The 14,225-nt window shown below is 64.8% G+C and carries 17 protein-coding genes; 5 read left to right on the top strand and 12 right to left on the bottom strand.

What is annotated here, in order from left to right; all coding sequences use genetic code 11:
• Position 1 precedes the first annotated feature (1 nt).
• Positions 2 to 1,333, bottom strand: a complete 1,332-nt coding sequence (locus tag AUL31_RS02165) for a dihydroorotase (RefSeq protein ID WP_060600941.1) — start codon at positions 1,331 to 1,333, stop codon at positions 2 to 4.
• 117 nt (positions 1,334 to 1,450) lie between these two features.
• Here AUL31_RS02165 and ygfZ point away from each other — a divergent pair, with 117 nt between their 5' ends.
• Genes ygfZ through AUL31_RS02150 form a run of 3 tightly spaced genes read left to right on the top strand, consistent with a single transcriptional unit; the run spans position 1,451 to position 3,465 of the window.
• Positions 1,451 to 2,284: a CAF17-like 4Fe-4S cluster assembly/insertion protein YgfZ gene (gene ygfZ, locus AUL31_RS02160; RefSeq protein WP_060600629.1), complete on the top strand. Its 834-nt coding sequence runs from the start codon at positions 1,451 to 1,453 to the stop codon at positions 2,282 to 2,284.
• A 29-nt stretch (positions 2,285 to 2,313) separates the two neighbouring features.
• Complete coding sequence (locus tag AUL31_RS02155; RefSeq protein WP_082646751.1) at positions 2,314 to 2,898, top strand: YfbR-like 5'-deoxynucleotidase; 585 nt, start codon at positions 2,314 to 2,316, stop codon at positions 2,896 to 2,898.
• A gap of 27 nt (positions 2,899 to 2,925) precedes the next feature.
• Positions 2,926 to 3,465 (top strand): tyrosine phosphatase family protein, encoded by a 540-nt coding sequence (locus AUL31_RS02150; RefSeq protein WP_060600623.1) that lies wholly within the window; start codon positions 2,926 to 2,928, stop codon positions 3,463 to 3,465.
• On the opposite strand, the gene recO is transcribed toward AUL31_RS02150, so the two are convergent.
• From recO to rpoZ, 9 genes are all read right to left on the bottom strand, one after another.
• Positions 3,419 to 4,156 (bottom strand): DNA repair protein RecO, encoded by a 738-nt coding sequence (recO, locus tag AUL31_RS02145; protein ID WP_060600617.1) that lies wholly within the window; start codon positions 4,154 to 4,156, stop codon positions 3,419 to 3,421. The genes AUL31_RS02150 and recO overlap by 47 nt on opposite strands.
• 31 nt (positions 4,157 to 4,187) lie before the next feature.
• Positions 4,188 to 5,126 carry a GTPase Era gene (era, locus tag AUL31_RS02140; protein WP_060600616.1) on the bottom strand — a complete coding sequence of 313 codons (939 nt, stop codon included), beginning with the start codon at positions 5,124 to 5,126 and terminating at the stop codon, positions 4,188 to 4,190.
• 76 nt (positions 5,127 to 5,202) lie between these two features.
• A complete protein-coding gene (gene rnc / locus AUL31_RS02135; protein ID WP_060600614.1) occupies positions 5,203 to 5,901 on the bottom strand; it encodes a ribonuclease III in 699 nt (232 codons plus the stop codon).
• The gene (gene lepB / locus AUL31_RS02130; RefSeq protein WP_060600610.1) at positions 5,889 to 6,617 is read right to left on the bottom strand and encodes a signal peptidase I; all 729 of its coding nucleotides are present in this window, start codon (positions 6,615 to 6,617) and stop codon (positions 5,889 to 5,891) included. Before lepB ends, rnc begins: the two co-directional genes overlap by 13 nt.
• A gap of 107 nt (positions 6,618 to 6,724) precedes the next feature.
• Positions 6,725 to 7,126, bottom strand: a complete 402-nt coding sequence (gene acpS / locus AUL31_RS02125) for a holo-ACP synthase (RefSeq protein WP_060600607.1) — start codon at positions 7,124 to 7,126, stop codon at positions 6,725 to 6,727.
• Positions 7,123 to 7,665, bottom strand: coding sequence for a DUF2062 domain-containing protein (locus AUL31_RS02120; protein WP_073468970.1), 543 nt, complete (start codon positions 7,663 to 7,665; stop codon positions 7,123 to 7,125). Before AUL31_RS02120 ends, acpS begins: the two co-directional genes overlap by 4 nt.
• 11 nt (positions 7,666 to 7,676) lie before the next feature.
• Positions 7,677 to 8,255, bottom strand: a complete 579-nt coding sequence (gene pyrE / locus AUL31_RS02115; protein ID WP_060600604.1) for an orotate phosphoribosyltransferase — start codon at positions 8,253 to 8,255, stop codon at positions 7,677 to 7,679.
• A gap of 29 nt (positions 8,256 to 8,284) precedes the next feature.
• Complete coding sequence (locus AUL31_RS02110) at positions 8,285 to 10,501, bottom strand: RelA/SpoT family protein (RefSeq protein ID WP_060600601.1); 2,217 nt, start codon at positions 10,499 to 10,501, stop codon at positions 8,285 to 8,287.
• 135 nt (positions 10,502 to 10,636) lie between these two features.
• The gene (gene rpoZ, locus AUL31_RS02105; protein ID WP_060600598.1) at positions 10,637 to 11,035 is read right to left on the bottom strand and encodes a DNA-directed RNA polymerase subunit omega; all 399 of its coding nucleotides are present in this window, start codon (positions 11,033 to 11,035) and stop codon (positions 10,637 to 10,639) included.
• Between the two features lie 252 nt (positions 11,036 to 11,287).
• On the opposite strand from rpoZ, the gene AUL31_RS02100 reads away from it, so the two are divergent.
• A complete protein-coding gene (locus tag AUL31_RS02100) occupies positions 11,288 to 11,887 on the top strand; it encodes a LabA-like NYN domain-containing protein (RefSeq protein ID WP_060600595.1) in 600 nt (199 codons plus the stop codon).
• A gap of 7 nt (positions 11,888 to 11,894) precedes the next feature.
• Positions 11,895 to 12,557: a uracil-DNA glycosylase gene (locus AUL31_RS02095; RefSeq protein ID WP_060600591.1), complete on the top strand. Its 663-nt coding sequence runs from the start codon at positions 11,895 to 11,897 to the stop codon at positions 12,555 to 12,557.
• An 11-nt stretch (positions 12,558 to 12,568) separates the two neighbouring features.
• On the opposite strand, the gene smpB is transcribed toward AUL31_RS02095, so the two are convergent.
• Entirely contained in the window at positions 12,569 to 13,048 is a 480-nt protein-coding gene (gene smpB, locus AUL31_RS02090; RefSeq protein WP_060600583.1) for an SsrA-binding protein SmpB, read from the bottom strand.
• A gap of 92 nt (positions 13,049 to 13,140) precedes the next feature.
• Entirely contained in the window at positions 13,141 to 14,022 is an 882-nt protein-coding gene (gene dapA / locus AUL31_RS02085; protein ID WP_060600580.1) for a 4-hydroxy-tetrahydrodipicolinate synthase, read from the bottom strand.
• Positions 14,023 to 14,225 lie beyond the last annotated feature (203 nt).

Genomic DNA, 14,225 nt, shown 5'->3' with positions numbered 1-14,225 from the left:
GTCAGGCCTGCAACGCCTCTGCGAAGCGGGCGACCTCGCCCCGCGACGGCGTGGCCAACTCGCCCTCCCACATCACGCGCTTGCCGCGAACGATGGTGCCGACCGGCCAGCCGGTCACCTCGACGCCGTCATACGGTGTCCACTGCGCCCGCGAACCGATCCACGAATTGCGGATCGTCTCGCGCCGCTTGAGGTCGGCGACGGTGAAATCGGCATCATAGCCGACGGCGATCCGCCCCTTGCCCGCCAGCCCGAAAATGCGCTGCGGTCCGGCCGATGTCAGGTCCACGAAGCGGGCCAGGCTCAGCCGCCCCTTTGCCACGTGATCCAGCATGATGGGCACCAGCGTCTGCACGCCGGTCATGCCGGAGGGCGATGCCGGGTAGGGCTTGGCCTTTTCTTCCAGCGTGTGCGGCGCATGGTCGGAACCGAGCACGTCGACGATGCCTTGCGCAATGCCATGCCAGATGCCGCGGCGATGCGCTTCGGAGCGGACAGGCGGGTTCATCTGCAGCAGGGTGCCGAGGCGGGCATAATCCGCGTCGGACATGGTCAGGTGATGGGGCGTCGCCTCGCAGGTCGCATGCTCCTTATGCTCCGCCAGAAAAAGGATTTCCTCGGCCGTCGAGATATGAAGGACGTGGATGCGCGCACCGGTTTCGCGGGCGATCCGGACAAGCCGCCGCGTGCACTCCATGGCAGCGACTTCATCGCGCCAGACGGGGTGCGATGACGGGTCGCCCTCGATGCGCTCGGCCAGGCGCTCGCGCAGGCGATACTCGTCTTCCGAGTGGAAGGCCGCGCGGCGGCGCGTATTGCGCAGGATATCCCGCACGCCGTCATCGTCTTCCACAAGGAGCGAGCCTGTCGAAGAGCCCATGAACACCTTGATGCCGGCTGCGCCGGGCAGCCGCTCCAGTTCGGCGACGTCGCCGGCGTTTTCGCGCGTGCCGCCGACCCAGAAGGCGAAGTCGCAATGCATGCGATGATGCCCGCGCGCCACCTTGTCGGCCAGGGCCGCCTCGCTCGTGGTCAGCGGATCGGTGTTGGGCATCTCGAAAACGGTCGTGACGCCGCCCAGCACGGCCGCCCGCGACCCCGTCTCCAGATCTTCCTTATGGGTGGGGCCCGGCTCGCGGAAATGCACCTGGCTGTCGATGACGCCCGGCAGGATATGCAGCCCGGTGCAGTCGACGACCTCGCCTGCGGCCTCCGCCGAAATGCTTCCGATATGGGCGATGCGGCCGTCGTTGATGCCGATATCGCGCAGGCCCTCGCCGTCCTGATTGACGACCGTGCCACCCTTCAACACCGTTTCGAACCGCTCGGCCATCATCGCGCCCTCACCTTTTCGTCCAACCATGATCTGGGCGATACAGGGCCTGGAGCGGTTGCGCAACCGCCCCGGCCCGGCCATATCTGGCGGACGAACCAGCCCCTGGATGCCGCCATGCCCTCTGCCCGCCAGCCCGACCGAGCGACCCTTCATGTAACCGGTCCCGACGCCCGGCACTTCCTGCAGAACCTGATCACGACCGAGCTGGACGGCATGCCCGACGCCGAGGCGCGCCCCGGCGCATTGCTGACCCCGCAGGGCAAGATCCTGTTCGACTTTCTGGTGTCCAATCTTTCCGACGGCATCCGGCTGGACATCGCCGCATCGGCCCGTGACGCGTTTGCCAAGCGGCTGCAGCTCTATCGCCTGCGCGCCAAGGTGGAGATCGCCCCATCCGAAGAGGCCGTCGCGGCCGCCTGGGATACGGATGTGCCCGGCCTGCGCGACATGCGCTTTCCGGACAGGACCGTTCTGCGGCTCTACGGGCCGGAAGCCGAAGGCGCGGACGACGAGGCCGGCGCCTACCGGGCCATCCGCATCGCCGACGGGGTCGCGGAAGCGGAGGTGGATTTTCCGTCCGGCGACGTGTTCCCCCATGATGTGCTGCTGGACCAGAATGGCGGCGTCTCGTTCCGCAAGGGATGCTTCGTCGGACAGGAGGTCGTCTCGCGGATGCAGCATCGCGGTACGGCGCGACGGCGCATCATGGTGCTGCGGGCCGACTCGCACATTACTCCCGGCGCCAATGTGGAGGCCGGCGGGAAGACGATCGGAACGGTGCTTTCGTCCGCCGATACGGTGGCCATGGCCATGATCCGCATCGACCGTCTGGCCGATGCCCTGCGCGCCGACCTGCAACCCACTGCGGACGGCGTTGCGGTGAGCGCGGAGGTGCCCGCCTGGGCTGGCTACGCACTGCCGGAAGCGGGCGGGAGCGAAGAAGCGTGAGCGGCCGCGCACCCCGTGTCTGGCAGCGCATGCTGTCGGGCCGGCGTCTGGACCTGATGGACCCCTCGCCCCTCGATATCGAGTTGGCCGACATCGCGCACGGTTTGGCGCGGGTGGCCCGCTGGAACGGGCAGACAACCGGCGAACATGCCTTCTCCGTTGCGCAGCATTCTCTTGTCGTGGAGCAACTCGTTGCAGCCACCAGCAAGGATGCGCGCTGGCAATTGGCGGCACTGCTGCATGACGCGCCCGAATACGTCATCGGCGATATGATCTCGCCGTTCAAAAGCGTCCTCGGGGCGGGGTACAAGACAATCGAAAACCGCTTGCAACGGGCGATCCACCTGCGGTTCGGCCTGCCGGCGGACCTGCCGCCCGCGACCGCAAGGCTGGTGAAGCGGGCAGACAAGCTGTCGGCCTATTTCGAGGCGACACTTCTGGCCGGTTTTACCGTGCAGGAAGCGGAAGCCCTGTTCTGCCGTCCCGACGGCGCGACCGTGGATCCGTATCTGTTGCGACCGCTTCCGGCGGCCGAGGTGGAAGCCCTCTATATCGACCGCTTTTCAGCCCTCGACACCTTGGCGAAGGGCGCTGCTGTTCCAGTTTCAAGCTGACGGGAACGCCGCCGAAGGTAAAGACCGATGTCCTATCTCGTCGTATCCTCTCTCCGGGACCTGTCCGCCACAGTCGCGGAACATGGCGCGCTGGACCTCGTGACGCTGATCAACGCGGACACCGATGTGCCCCGCCCTGCCGAAATCGCGCCGGAGCGCCATCTGTTTCTGGGGATGAACGATATCGCGGCGCCGCTGGACGGCATGATCCTGCCGGGAGAAGACCATCTCGACGCCCTGCTGGAGTTCGGGCATCGATGGGACAGGCGCACACCGCTGGCCGTGCATTGCTGGGCCGGAATCTCTCGCTCCACCGCCGCCGCCTACATCCTGGCGATCGCGATCAACGAGGATCTGGACGAGGAAGCCCTGGCGCTGGAATTGCGGCGTCGGGCGCCGTCCGCGACGCCGAATGCGCTGCTGATCGCCATGGCCGACCGCAAGCTTGGCCGGCAGGGCCGCATGGTTGAGGCCATCCGCAGGATCGGTCGCGGCGCCGATGCCTTTTCCGGAACGCCCTTTATCCTTCCGCTGCAGCTCGAAGCGCACGCTCCAGCGCTGCAATGAATGCCCCGCGCGATTGCGGCTCGTCCTGGCCGCGGGGCACCCAGATGTTGCGCCCCAGAAAATGGCCGGTCAGCGCGAAGCCGTCGACCAGTTCGGCCCAGTTCGGTGCTTCGTCGGTGACAAGGCATCGCGGCAGCGGCAGCAGCCGGTCTGCCCAGGGCGCCCCTGCCGCCTGCGTCACCGCCCGGCCGGTGCGCGGCGATACATAGGCAAGGCCCTCGACGGCCCCCGTCAACGCACAGGCCGAAAGATCGAGGCCGAGGCCCAGCTCGTCCAGCAGGGCCATTTCGAACCCCAGCATCATGCCGCCGGCAAGGCGACAATCCTGAAGGTTCGGAAGCATGGTCAGGCATGCCTCGTACAGGCGCTCGTGCGGATCGCGTTCCGCAAGCAGGCGGATATGGGCGGCAAGCAGTTGCACGCCCTGCAACGCCAATGCGCTTTCCATGAAGGCGGCGGCGCGCATTTCCACCGGCTCGACGGTCAGCGTGCCGAGATGCTCGTCCAGGCGGGCGCGCCAATTGGCCTCCACCCGGTTACCCGGCTGCAGCACCGGCTGCTGGCGCCGAGACCGGCCGCCGCGGACCAGACCCAGATGCCGGCCGCGCGTTCGCGTCATCAGTTCGGCGACGACGCTGGTTTCGCCGTGGCGGCGCACCCCCAGTATGATCGCCTCTTCGCGCCATTCCATAAGCGTTCGGTCCGATGGCGGGGTGGGCGGCTCAGGACGAGAAGTCCAGCCCCATCTCGCGGTAGCGCTCCGGATCGTCGCTCCAGTGCTCGCGCACCTTGACGAACAGGAACAGGTGAACCTTCTGGTCGGCCGCCTCGGCGATTTCGGTGCGGGCAGCCTGCCCGATCGCCTTGATCGTCTCGCCCTTGCGGCCCAGCACGATGGCCTTCTGGCTATCGCGCTCGACATAGATGGTCTGCTCGATCCGCACGGAGCCGTTGGGCTTCTGCTCCCACAATTCCGTCTCCACCGTGGAGGCGTAGGGGATTTCCTGATGCAGCCGCAGGAACAGTTTCTCGCGCGTGATTTCGGCGGCAAGCTGGCGCAACGGCAGGTCGGAGATCTGATCTTCCGGATAGTACCAGGGCCCTTCGGGCAGACGTTCGGCAAGCCAGTTCATCAGGTCGTCGCAGCCGGAGCCGGTCAAGGCCGAGATCATGAAGACGCGCTCGAACTCGACGCGGGAGCTGAGATCCTGCGTCAGCGCCAGCAGCTTTTCGCGCTTGATGCGATCCACCTTGTTGAGCAGAAGCACGACCGGGCGCCGGGTTTCCTTGAGGCGTTCGACGATCGTCTCGACATCGGGCGAAACGCCGCGCTCCGCATCGACGATGGCCAGCACCACATCCGCATCCTTGGCGCCGCCCCATGCCGTGCGCACCATGGCCCTGTCCAACCGACGCCGCGGCTGGAATACGCCGGGCGTATCGACGAAGACGATCTGCGTGCGGTTGCGGATGGCGATGCCGCGCACGAGGGCGCGCGTCGTCTGGACCTTGTGGGTGACGATCGACACCTTGGTGCCGACAAGCTGGTTCACGAGGGTCGACTTGCCGGCGTTCGGCGCGCCGATCAGCGCCACGAAGCCCGAGCGCGTGGGCGCCGTTTCAAGTGTGGCGTCGCCGCCCGAGGTCTGGTCCTCAGTCAATTCAGAAGTTCTCTTTCGATCAATCACTATTCGGGGAAGGATATCCCGCTTCGGCATGCCGGCATAGGGGCTGCGATCAGCCCTTCGGCCAGATGCCTTCGCGGCGCAAAATCGTTTCGGCGGCTGCCGTCTCGGCCTGCCGCTTGGACCGCCCCTTGCCGGTTGCCGGGGCAATGCCGTCGATGTTGGCGGACACCGTGAAAAGCGGCTCATGGTCCGGCCCGCTCCGGTCGATCAGCGCGTAGGCCGGCGGCCGGCCGACCTTCTGGTGGGCCCATTCCTGCAATTCGGTCTTCGGATCGCGCCGTGCCGAGGCGGGCGCGGTGAGGCGGCTGCCCCAATGCTTCATCACGAAATCGCGTGCCGCGCCGTAGCCATGCTCCAGGTAGATGGCGGCGATCAACGCCTCCACCACGTCGGCACGGATGTTGCGCGTGCGCTGCGCCGCCAGCTTGGTCAACTCGCCGCCATGGCGGATATACCGTCCGAGGCCCAGTTCGTCGGCAATGGCGGCGCATGTTTCCGCCGAGACGAGCATGTTCAGGCGTACCGAAAGCTCGCCTTCCGGTGCGGTCGGAAACTCGACGAAGAGGCGCTCCGCGATGGCGAGGCCGAGCACCCTGTCGCCCAGAAATTCCATACGCTCGTAATTGGCGGCGTCGCGCCCCTGCTTCAGGCTCGAATGCGTCAGGGCAAGTTCAAGCCGATGGCTGTCCTTGAACGACAGCCCGATCAGCTTTTCCAGCCCGTCGAGGCTTTTGGTCAGCTCAACCATGTGAAGAAACGTTCGATCCGCAGGTCGGACGGCCAGCGCCAGAACTTCAGGGCCCAGTCGCCATCGAGCGAGAAGAAGATGATCTGCGCCTTGCCGACGAGGTTTTCGAAGGGCACGTAACCGACGCTGCCGCGGCTGTCGTCGGAATTGTCCCGGTTGTCGCCCATCATGAAGTAATGGCCGGCGGGCACCACGAATTCACGGGTGTTGTCGGCCATCGTGGTTGTCTTGTCCAAGGTCATGTAGCTGACGCCATTGGGCAGCGTCTCGCGGTACTGGGGCACCTCGATGCCGTTTGCCTCGGTGAAGAAGCCCGCCGGCTCCTTGGGTACGGCGGTGCCGTTGATGTAGAGCACGCCATCGCGCATCTGCACCGTATCGCCCGGCAGGCCGATCAGGCGCTTGATGAAATCGACATCCGTATCCGACGGCTTGCGGAACACGATGACGTCGCCGCGCTCCGGCTCGGATGCCAGGATACGGCCGTCGAACAGGTCGGGCGACAAGGGAAGCGAGTATTTCGAGTAGCCGTAGCTCCATTTGGTGACGAGCACGTAATCGCCCACCAGAAGCGTCGGGATCATGGAGCCGGATGGAATCGAAAATGGCTGCAGCAGCACCGTGCGGATGACGAGCGCCAGCGCCACCGCCTGGACCACGGCGATGACCACCTCGACGAAGCTGGACGATTCCTTTTTTGCGGCCCGTTCAGCCATCTCGGTTTTCCTCGATACATCGTGTGCAGGGGGCGGAAACTTCCGCCGTGTTGCAGAATTTTTCCATGATCTAAAGTGTTGTCGGTTTCAGGGCAATCGGCTGGCATTCATCGCGTCGGCAGCGCCTCGATGATGACGAAGGCTTGCGCCAGCGGATAATCGTCCGTGATGGTCAGGTGGATGGCGGCTTCCATGCCGTCCGGTAGAAGGTTGGCCAGCCGTTTGGCCGCGCCGCCCGTCAACTGCATCGTCGGCTTGCCGGATGGCGCGTTGACGACGCCCATGTCTCGCCAGAAGACGCCTTGGGACAGCCCCGTACCCAGCGCCTTGGCGCAGGCCTCCTTGGCGGCGAAGCGCTTGGCGTAGGAGGCCGCCCGCAGGGTGCGCGCGTTGGATTTGCGCCGCTCGACATCGGTGAAGACGCGCGCTTCGAACCGCGTGCCATGGCGCTCGAGCGTCGCCGCGACGCGGCGGATATCGATCAGGTCGCTGCCGATGCCGATGATCATGCCTGCCTCGTCCCTCCCTTGCGACGGTTCGCCTGATAGCCTTTCACCGCCGTGTAGAGAATGAAATAGGCCAGAACCCCGAACAGCGCTCCGAGGATCAGGGACCCGATCAGCATGGGCTCCAGATAAGGCTTCCAGATCGCCGCGACATCCATCGAGGACAGGGCTTCGCCGATGCCCTTGCGCCCCCCCTCGGCGCTGTGCGTACCGATCAGCAGCCGGCCGACCTCGTAGGTGCCGGCCCAGATCATGGGAAATGTCAGCGGATTGGCGATCGCCGTGCCCAACGCCGCCGCCGCCATGTTGCCGGAGATGCAGTAGGCGATGGCAAGGGCCATCAGGATATGCCCACCCAGAATCGGGCTGAACGCGGCGAAGACGCCGGCCGAGAAGCCTGCCGCGATGGCATGCGGCGTCGCCTTCAGACGCAGCACGCGCTTCTTGAAATAGCTGAACGACCGCCCCCACGAGCGCCGTGGCCAGAGGAAGAGCCTGACCCTGCCCCGGAGCGTTTCGGGCTTGCGACGGCGGAACAGCACGGACGGGCGACCTAAAGAGACCGGCTGCCGGGCTTGACCGCCGGGATCGCGGCAAGCTCGGGCGGTAGGGCGTCGGCCGGATAGGCCGGCACCTCGTATTGCGCCAGCGCGATCAACGGTACGCCGACATCCACCTTGCCGGCCGACCGGTCGATGACGCAGGCGGCGGCAACCACCTCGACGCCGATTTCCTGCAGGGCCTCGATGGTTTCGCGGATCGACAGCCCGGTGGAAACGATATCCTCCACGATGACGACGCGGGCGCCAGCGGCCACCTCGAAGCGGCGCAGCCGGAAACGGCCGTTCTCGCGCTCGACATAGATGGCGGGCGGGCCAAGATGGCGCGATGTCTCGTAGGCCGGGATCAAGCCGCCAACGGCGGGGCCGACGATGTAGTCGATCTTTCCGGGCACGGCAGCGCGGATCTTGTCGGCCAGCGCCCGGCAGAGGCGCTCCGTCAGGTCCGGATGCATGAAGACGCGCGCCTTCTGCAGGAAGATCGGGCTCCGCAAGCCGGAGGTCAAAATGAAATGACCCTCCAGATAGGCGCCCGCCTTGCGGAAGATTTCGATGACTTCGGACTGGTCCACGGGAGTTCCTGCCTGTTCCTGTTGCCTTCTCACCCGTTCACGCGGACGACATCCGTCACGCAGGCCTTGCCGCGCAACTGGTTCAGCGTACGGTTGAGATGCTGGAGGTTCCATACCTCAAGGTCGATCAGCATGACAGCGATATCCGGCGCGGAGGACACCGTTTCGAGCCCGCTGATATTGGCGTCGTTCAACGCCGTCGTCTCGGCGATCTCGGCAAGCGCGCCCGGCTCGTTCAGCGCCGATATGCGGATGCGCGCCGGAAAGCGCATGGTCATCTCGGCGTCGAGATCCCAGCGAATGTCCACCCAGCGTTCCGGCTCGTCCTCGAAGGCGGCCAGCGCCGGAGACTGGATGGGATAGATGGTGATGCCCTTGCCCGGCTCCATGATGCCGATGATACGGTCTCCCGGCACGGCCCCATCCGTACCGAAATGCACGGGCATGTCGTCGCCGACGCCGCGAATGGGAAGCGCCCCGCCATTGGCCTCGCCCTCGCCCCCCTCGCCGGGAATGCGGAAGATCATGCCGGTGGCGCTGCGAAGGCTGAACCATCCGCGTTCGTCGGACTTGACGCCATGGCGCACGGCGCGGGTATCCTGAAAATCGGGATGCACCGCGCGCAGCACGTCCGCCGAGGCGATCTCGCCGCGCCCCACCGCCGCAAGCGCATCCTCGACATCCTTGTGCCCCAGCTTGCCGAGATAGGGTTTCAGCCCATCGCGGGAGAAGCTCTTGCCGGCGCGCTGAAAGCTGCGCTCCAGGATCTGCTGGCCGAGGCCGGAATATTGCTTGCGGATGGCCAGCCGGGTGGCGCGGCGGATGGCGGCGCGCGCCTTGCCGGTGACGGCGATCGATTCCCAGGCCTGCGGCGGCGTCGCGGCCTTGGAGCGGATGATCTCCACCTCGTCGCCGTTGGCCAGTTCGGTGACGAGCGGCATGATACGGCCGTCGATCTTGCAGCCGACGCAGGTATCCCCGACATCGGTGTGCACGGCATAGGCGAAGTCGATGGGCGTCGCGCCGCGTGGCAGCGAGATGAGCCGCCCCTTCGGGGTGAAGCAGAAGACCTGATCCTGGAAAAGCTCGAGCTTGGTGTTTTCCAGAAACTCTTCCGGAGTGTCGCCCTGATTGAGAAGCTCGATCGTGCGGCGCAACCAGGCATAAGCGCTGGACTCGTTCGACAGCCGCATGTCCTGCTCGTCGCCGTCGATCCCGTCCTTGTAGAGTTCATGCGCGGCGATGCCGTATTCGGCGATGTCGTGCATGGCGCGCGTGCGGATCTGAAGTTCCACGCGCTGGCGCGAAGGACCGACGATGGTCGTATGCAGGGAGCGGTAGCCGTTCTGCTTGGGGATCGAGATGTAATCCTTGAAGCGGCCGGGCACCATCGGCCAGGTGCGATGGACGATACCGAGGGTGCGGTAGCAATCCTCTTCCGTCTCGACCAGCACGCGGAAGCCGAATATGTCGGACAACTGCTCCAGCGACAGCGCCTTGCGCTGCATCTTGGAGAAGACCGAATAGGGCTTCTTCTGCCGGCCGGACACATCGGCCTCGATGCCGTTTTCCGCCAGCTTGTCGGACAAAACGCGCTCGATCTCGTCGATGGTCCCGGCGTGTTTTTCCTTCAGCTCGTCGAGCCGCGCGGTCACCGTCTCGTAGGCTTCGAGATTGAGGTGCTTGAAGGACAGGTTCTCCAGTTCCTCGCGCATGTCCTGCATGCCCATGCGGCCCGCCAGCGCCGCATAGATGTCCATCGTCTCCTGCGCGATGCGGGCCCGCTTCTCGGGCCGCATGACGCCGAGCGTGCGCATGTTGTGGAGACGGTCGGCAAGCTTGACCAGCAGCACGCGAATATCGTCCGCGATGGCCAGCAGCAGCTTGCGCAGGTTTTCGGCCTGCTCGGCCTTCTTGCTGACCAGCTCCAGCCGCTTGAGCTTGGTCAGCCCCTCGACGAGCTGGCCGATCTTGGAGCCGAAAAGCTGGTCGATTTCCTTGCGGGTGGCGTCGGTATCCTCGATCGTGTCGTGCAGCAGGGCCACAGCGATGGTGGCTTCGTCGAGATGCAGATCCGTGAGGATGGCCGCCACTTCCAGCGGATGCGAGAAATAGGGGTCGCCGCTGGCGCGCTTCTGCGATCCATGCTTCTGCATGGCATAGACATAAGCCCTGTTCAGCAACGCCTCGTCGAGATCCGGCTTGTAGGCCGCGACACGTTCGACGAGTTCATACTGACGCATCATGGCAGGCGCATTTCCGTGAAGCTGACGACGACAAAGAGGGCGCGCCGGACATGCCGGCCGCGCCCTCCTTCATATAGGTTCTCCAAGGGGTGCACCGAAAGCCCCAATCGAGCGTAATCCGGCGCCGGAACCCTATCAGTAGTCGTCGTTCTTCTCGGGCGGGACAAGACCTTCGATACCGGCCAGGAGATCGTCCTCGGACATGCGGTCGAACGTAATCGTCTCGACTTCGTCAGCATCGGCCTCGGCGATGACCGGCTGGGCCTGCGTGCCCGGCGCGGGGGCGGCGGCTTCCGGCTCGTCCACCTCGACATGCTTCTGCAGCGAGTGGATGAGGTCTTCCTTCAGGTCGCCGGGCGACAAGGTCTCGTCGGCGATCTCGCGCAGGGCGACAACCGGGTTCTTGTCGTTGTCGCGGTCGACCGTGATCGGCTGACCCTGCGAAATCTGGCGTGCGCGGTGACTGGCGAGCAGGACGAGTTCGAAGCGGTTCTCGACCTTGTCGACGCAATCTTCTACGGTGACGCGGGCCATGCCTGTCTCCTCGATCAAGGGGATTTACGGGTTGAAGTTGCACCCTTTAACGACTTGACAAAGGCAATACAAGGGCATGCGACGGCCGCGCGCGAAAACCCCGCCGTTCCGCGCTTGTTGACAAGTCAACGATGCAGTTGGCAAGCCACGCATTTACGGCTATCGTCCAAGCGCTTCCGGCAAGTCATGCAACGCGTGGATGTCGGGATGCAGACAAGATTTCAACCAAGACATTTTCATGACGAAGGGCTTATGCACGTATTCGACTCCCGCGAAAAGATCGCTCTTTTCATCGATGGCGCCAACCTTTACGCCACGTCGCGCAACCTCGGCTTCGATATCGATTACAAGAAGCTTCTAGTCGCCTTCCAGAAGCGGGGATACCTGCTCCGCGCCTATTACTATACGGCGCTGGTGGAAGATCAGGAATATTCATCCATCCGGCCTCTGGTCGATTGGCTCGACTACAATGGCTACAAGGTCGTAACCAAGCCGGCGCGCGAATTCACCGATTCCACCGGCCGTCGCAAGATCAAGGGCAACATGGACATCGAGCTTGCGCTCAACGCCATGGAGCTGGTCGAGACGGTGGATCATTTCGTGCTGTTTTCCGGCGACGGGGACTTCCGTTCGCTGGTGGCGGCATTGCAGCGCAAGGGGCGCAAGGTCTCGGTCGTATCGACGCTGGTTTCCAATCCGCCGATGGTGTCGGACGATCTGCGCCGCCACGCCGACCACTTCATCGACCTGAACTCCCTCCGCGCCGAAGTGGGCCGCAACCCTGCCGAGCGCGAAGCGCGGCTGGCGCGTCGTGCCGAGGCGGAAGCCGACGTCGACGACGACGCCGTCTGAGCGCTTCATGCAGCTTGACGACCTGCCCGCCGCCGCGCATCCGGCGCCGGACTGCCCCATCTGCCCGCGCCTTGCCGCCTTTCGGCACGAATGGCAGGCGCGTGAACCGTCGTGGTTCAACGCGCCGGTTCCACCATTCATGCCGGTGGACGGGGCTGCATCCGTTCGCCTGTTGATCTCCGGCCTTGCGCCGGGCCTCAGGGGCGCCAACCGGACCGGGCGTCCCTTCACCGGCGACTATGCCGGCGACCTGCTCTATTCCACCTTGAAGACATTCGGTTTTGCGCGCGGCACCTTCGAGGCGCGGCCGGACGACACGCTTGAGCTGGTGGAAGCCGCGATCGCGAATGGGGTGCGCTGCGTTCCGCCGCAGAACAAGCCGACCGGGCCGGAAATCAACAATTGCCGCCGCTTCCTGACGCCGGTGGTGTCGGCAATGCCCAATCTGCGGGTTATCGTGACGCTGGGCCGCATCGCACACGAAACGACCCTTCGGGCGCTGGGCGTGCGGCTGGCGGAAGCGCCCTTTTCGCATTGCGGATCAGCGGACGTGGCCGGCTATACGATCGTCTCGAGTTACCATTGCTCCCGGTACAACACCAATACCGGCCGCCTTACGGAAGAGATGTTCCACGCCGTCTTCGCCAAGGCGCGGTCCGCGCTCGGCTAAGGCTTGCAGGGTCAATCCGCGCGGGCCTGTTTCATCAGGCGCTGCTTCTGGCGGTTCCAGTCGCGCTCCTTGATGGTCTCACGCTTGTCGGGCGCGTTCTTGCCCCGCGCGACGGCCAGCTCCAGCTTCGCCATGCCGCGGTCGTTGAAGTAGATTCGCAGGGGCACCAGCGTCATGCCGTCGCGCTGCACCGCGCCGGCCAGCCGGTTGCGCTGCGTCTTGTGGACCAGCAGCTTGCGGCGTCGCTTGGGCTCGTGGTTGAAGCGGTTGGCCTGCAGATATTCGGGCACGAACGAGTTGATGAGCCATATCTCACCGCCCTCCTCCGTCGCGTAGGACTCCGCTATGGTGGCCTTGCCCAGCCGCAGCGACTTGACCTCCGTCCCCGTCAGGACGAGTCCGGCCTCCAGCGTATCCATGATTTCGTAGTGAAACCGAGCCTTGCGGTTTTCCGCAACGATATTCGATTTCTGATCCTTCGCCTTGGCCATATCTCGCTTCAGTCTTGAAAAGGGCCGGCAATGCCGGCCCTGTGCATGTCTGGTCTCGTAATCAAATGGGGTTCGGGCCCCGGCGGGTCAAATCAGTTGATCAGCCCGGCATGGCGCAACGCCGCGTCGATGGCCTCTTCCGTCTGCCGCTCGATTGGCAGAAGCGGGGAACGCAGATTGTTGCGGATCTTGCCCAGGCGCTCCAGCGCATATTTGGGGCCGCCGGGGTTCGGCTCGATGAACATCGCCTTGTGCAGCGGCATCAGCTTGTCCTGGTAGGTCAACGCCTTGGCATAGTCCCCTGCCAGGCAGGCATTCTGGAACTCGGCGCAGAGCCGCGGGGCAACATTGGCCGTCACCGAAATGCAGCCATGGCCGCCATGGGCATTGAAGCCGAGTGCCGTCGCGTCCTCGCCGGAAAGCTGGATGAAGTCCGCCCCGATCGCCTGCCGCTGCTCGGAGACGCGGTCGAGCTTTGCCGTCGCATCCTTGACGCCGACGATGTTGGGAAACTCCTGCGCCAGGCGCGCCATCGTCTCCACGCTCATGTCGATGATGGAGCGCGGTGGAATGTTGTAGATCACGATAGGCAGGTCGATGGCGCGCGCAATGGCGGCATAATGGGCATAGAGGCCGCGCTGGTTTGGCTTGTTGTAATAGGGGGTGACGACGAGCACGCCATCGGCCCCGGCCCCTTGCGCGAAGCGCGCAAGATCGACCGCCTCGACCGTGTTGTTGGAGCCTGCGCCGGCCATCACCGGCACCCGGCCGGCGGCAACTTCGACACAGATTTCCACGACGCGCTTGTGTTCGGCATGGGTCAGCGTGGGGCTTTCGCCGGTCGTGCCGACGGGCACCAGCCCGTGGCTGCCTTCGGCGATCTGCCATTCGACGAGCGTGCGGAACCCCGCCTCGTCGAGGCTTCCATCTTCGTTGAACGGCGTTACGAGCGCCGTCATCGACCCCTTGAACATGACTGTCATTTCCTCTGCCGGCTCGCCCGATGCCGGGCGCCGGCGCAGGGCGGAAACCGGCGGTCCCAAGCCCTATGCGTTGCGATTGGGCGCACCATAGTAAAGGGCAACAGCCTAAACAAGCGTCACGCCCGGCGTGATTGGGGCGTGATGCCATCGTGATGCCATGCTTTACTCTCTTTTCACCTTGTCATGAGAGTTTT

It is taken from the genome of Aureimonas altamirensis (genome assembly GCF_001463885.1).
Classification (GTDB): domain Bacteria; phylum Pseudomonadota; class Alphaproteobacteria; order Rhizobiales; family Rhizobiaceae; genus Aureimonas; species Aureimonas altamirensis.
Note: the sequence above shows the minus strand (reverse complement) of the source record. Positions and strands in the feature narration are given on the sequence as shown.

Coding starts and splice junctions, on each gene's coding strand:
- AUL31_RS02165 (WP_060600941.1), bottom strand. CDS start 1,333: ATGGCCGAGCGGTTCGAAACGGTGTTGAAGGGTGGCACGGTCGTCAAT.
- ygfZ (WP_060600629.1), top strand. CDS start 1,451: ATGCCCTCTGCCCGCCAGCCCGACCGAGCGACCCTTCATGTAACCGGT.
- AUL31_RS02155 (WP_082646751.1), top strand. CDS start 2,314: ATGCTGTCGGGCCGGCGTCTGGACCTGATGGACCCCTCGCCCCTCGAT.
- AUL31_RS02150 (WP_060600623.1), top strand. CDS start 2,926: ATGTCCTATCTCGTCGTATCCTCTCTCCGGGACCTGTCCGCCACAGTC.
- recO (WP_060600617.1), bottom strand. CDS start 4,156: ATGGAATGGCGCGAAGAGGCGATCATACTGGGGGTGCGCCGCCACGGC.
- rnc (WP_060600614.1), bottom strand. CDS start 5,901: ATGGTTGAGCTGACCAAAAGCCTCGACGGGCTGGAAAAGCTGATCGGG.
- lepB (WP_060600610.1), bottom strand. CDS start 6,617: ATGGCTGAACGGGCCGCAAAAAAGGAATCGTCCAGCTTCGTCGAGGTG.
- acpS (WP_060600607.1), bottom strand. CDS start 7,126: ATGATCATCGGCATCGGCAGCGACCTGATCGATATCCGCCGCGTCGCG.
- AUL31_RS02110 (WP_060600601.1), bottom strand. CDS start 10,501: ATGATGCGTCAGTATGAACTCGTCGAACGTGTCGCGGCCTACAAGCCG.
- rpoZ (WP_060600598.1), bottom strand. CDS start 11,035: ATGGCCCGCGTCACCGTAGAAGATTGCGTCGACAAGGTCGAGAACCGC.
- AUL31_RS02100 (WP_060600595.1), top strand. CDS start 11,288: ATGCACGTATTCGACTCCCGCGAAAAGATCGCTCTTTTCATCGATGGC.
- AUL31_RS02095 (WP_060600591.1), top strand. CDS start 11,895: ATGCAGCTTGACGACCTGCCCGCCGCCGCGCATCCGGCGCCGGACTGC.
- smpB (WP_060600583.1), bottom strand. CDS start 13,048: ATGGCCAAGGCGAAGGATCAGAAATCGAATATCGTTGCGGAAAACCGC.
- dapA (WP_060600580.1), bottom strand. CDS start 14,022: ATGTTCAAGGGGTCGATGACGGCGCTCGTAACGCCGTTCAACGAAGAT.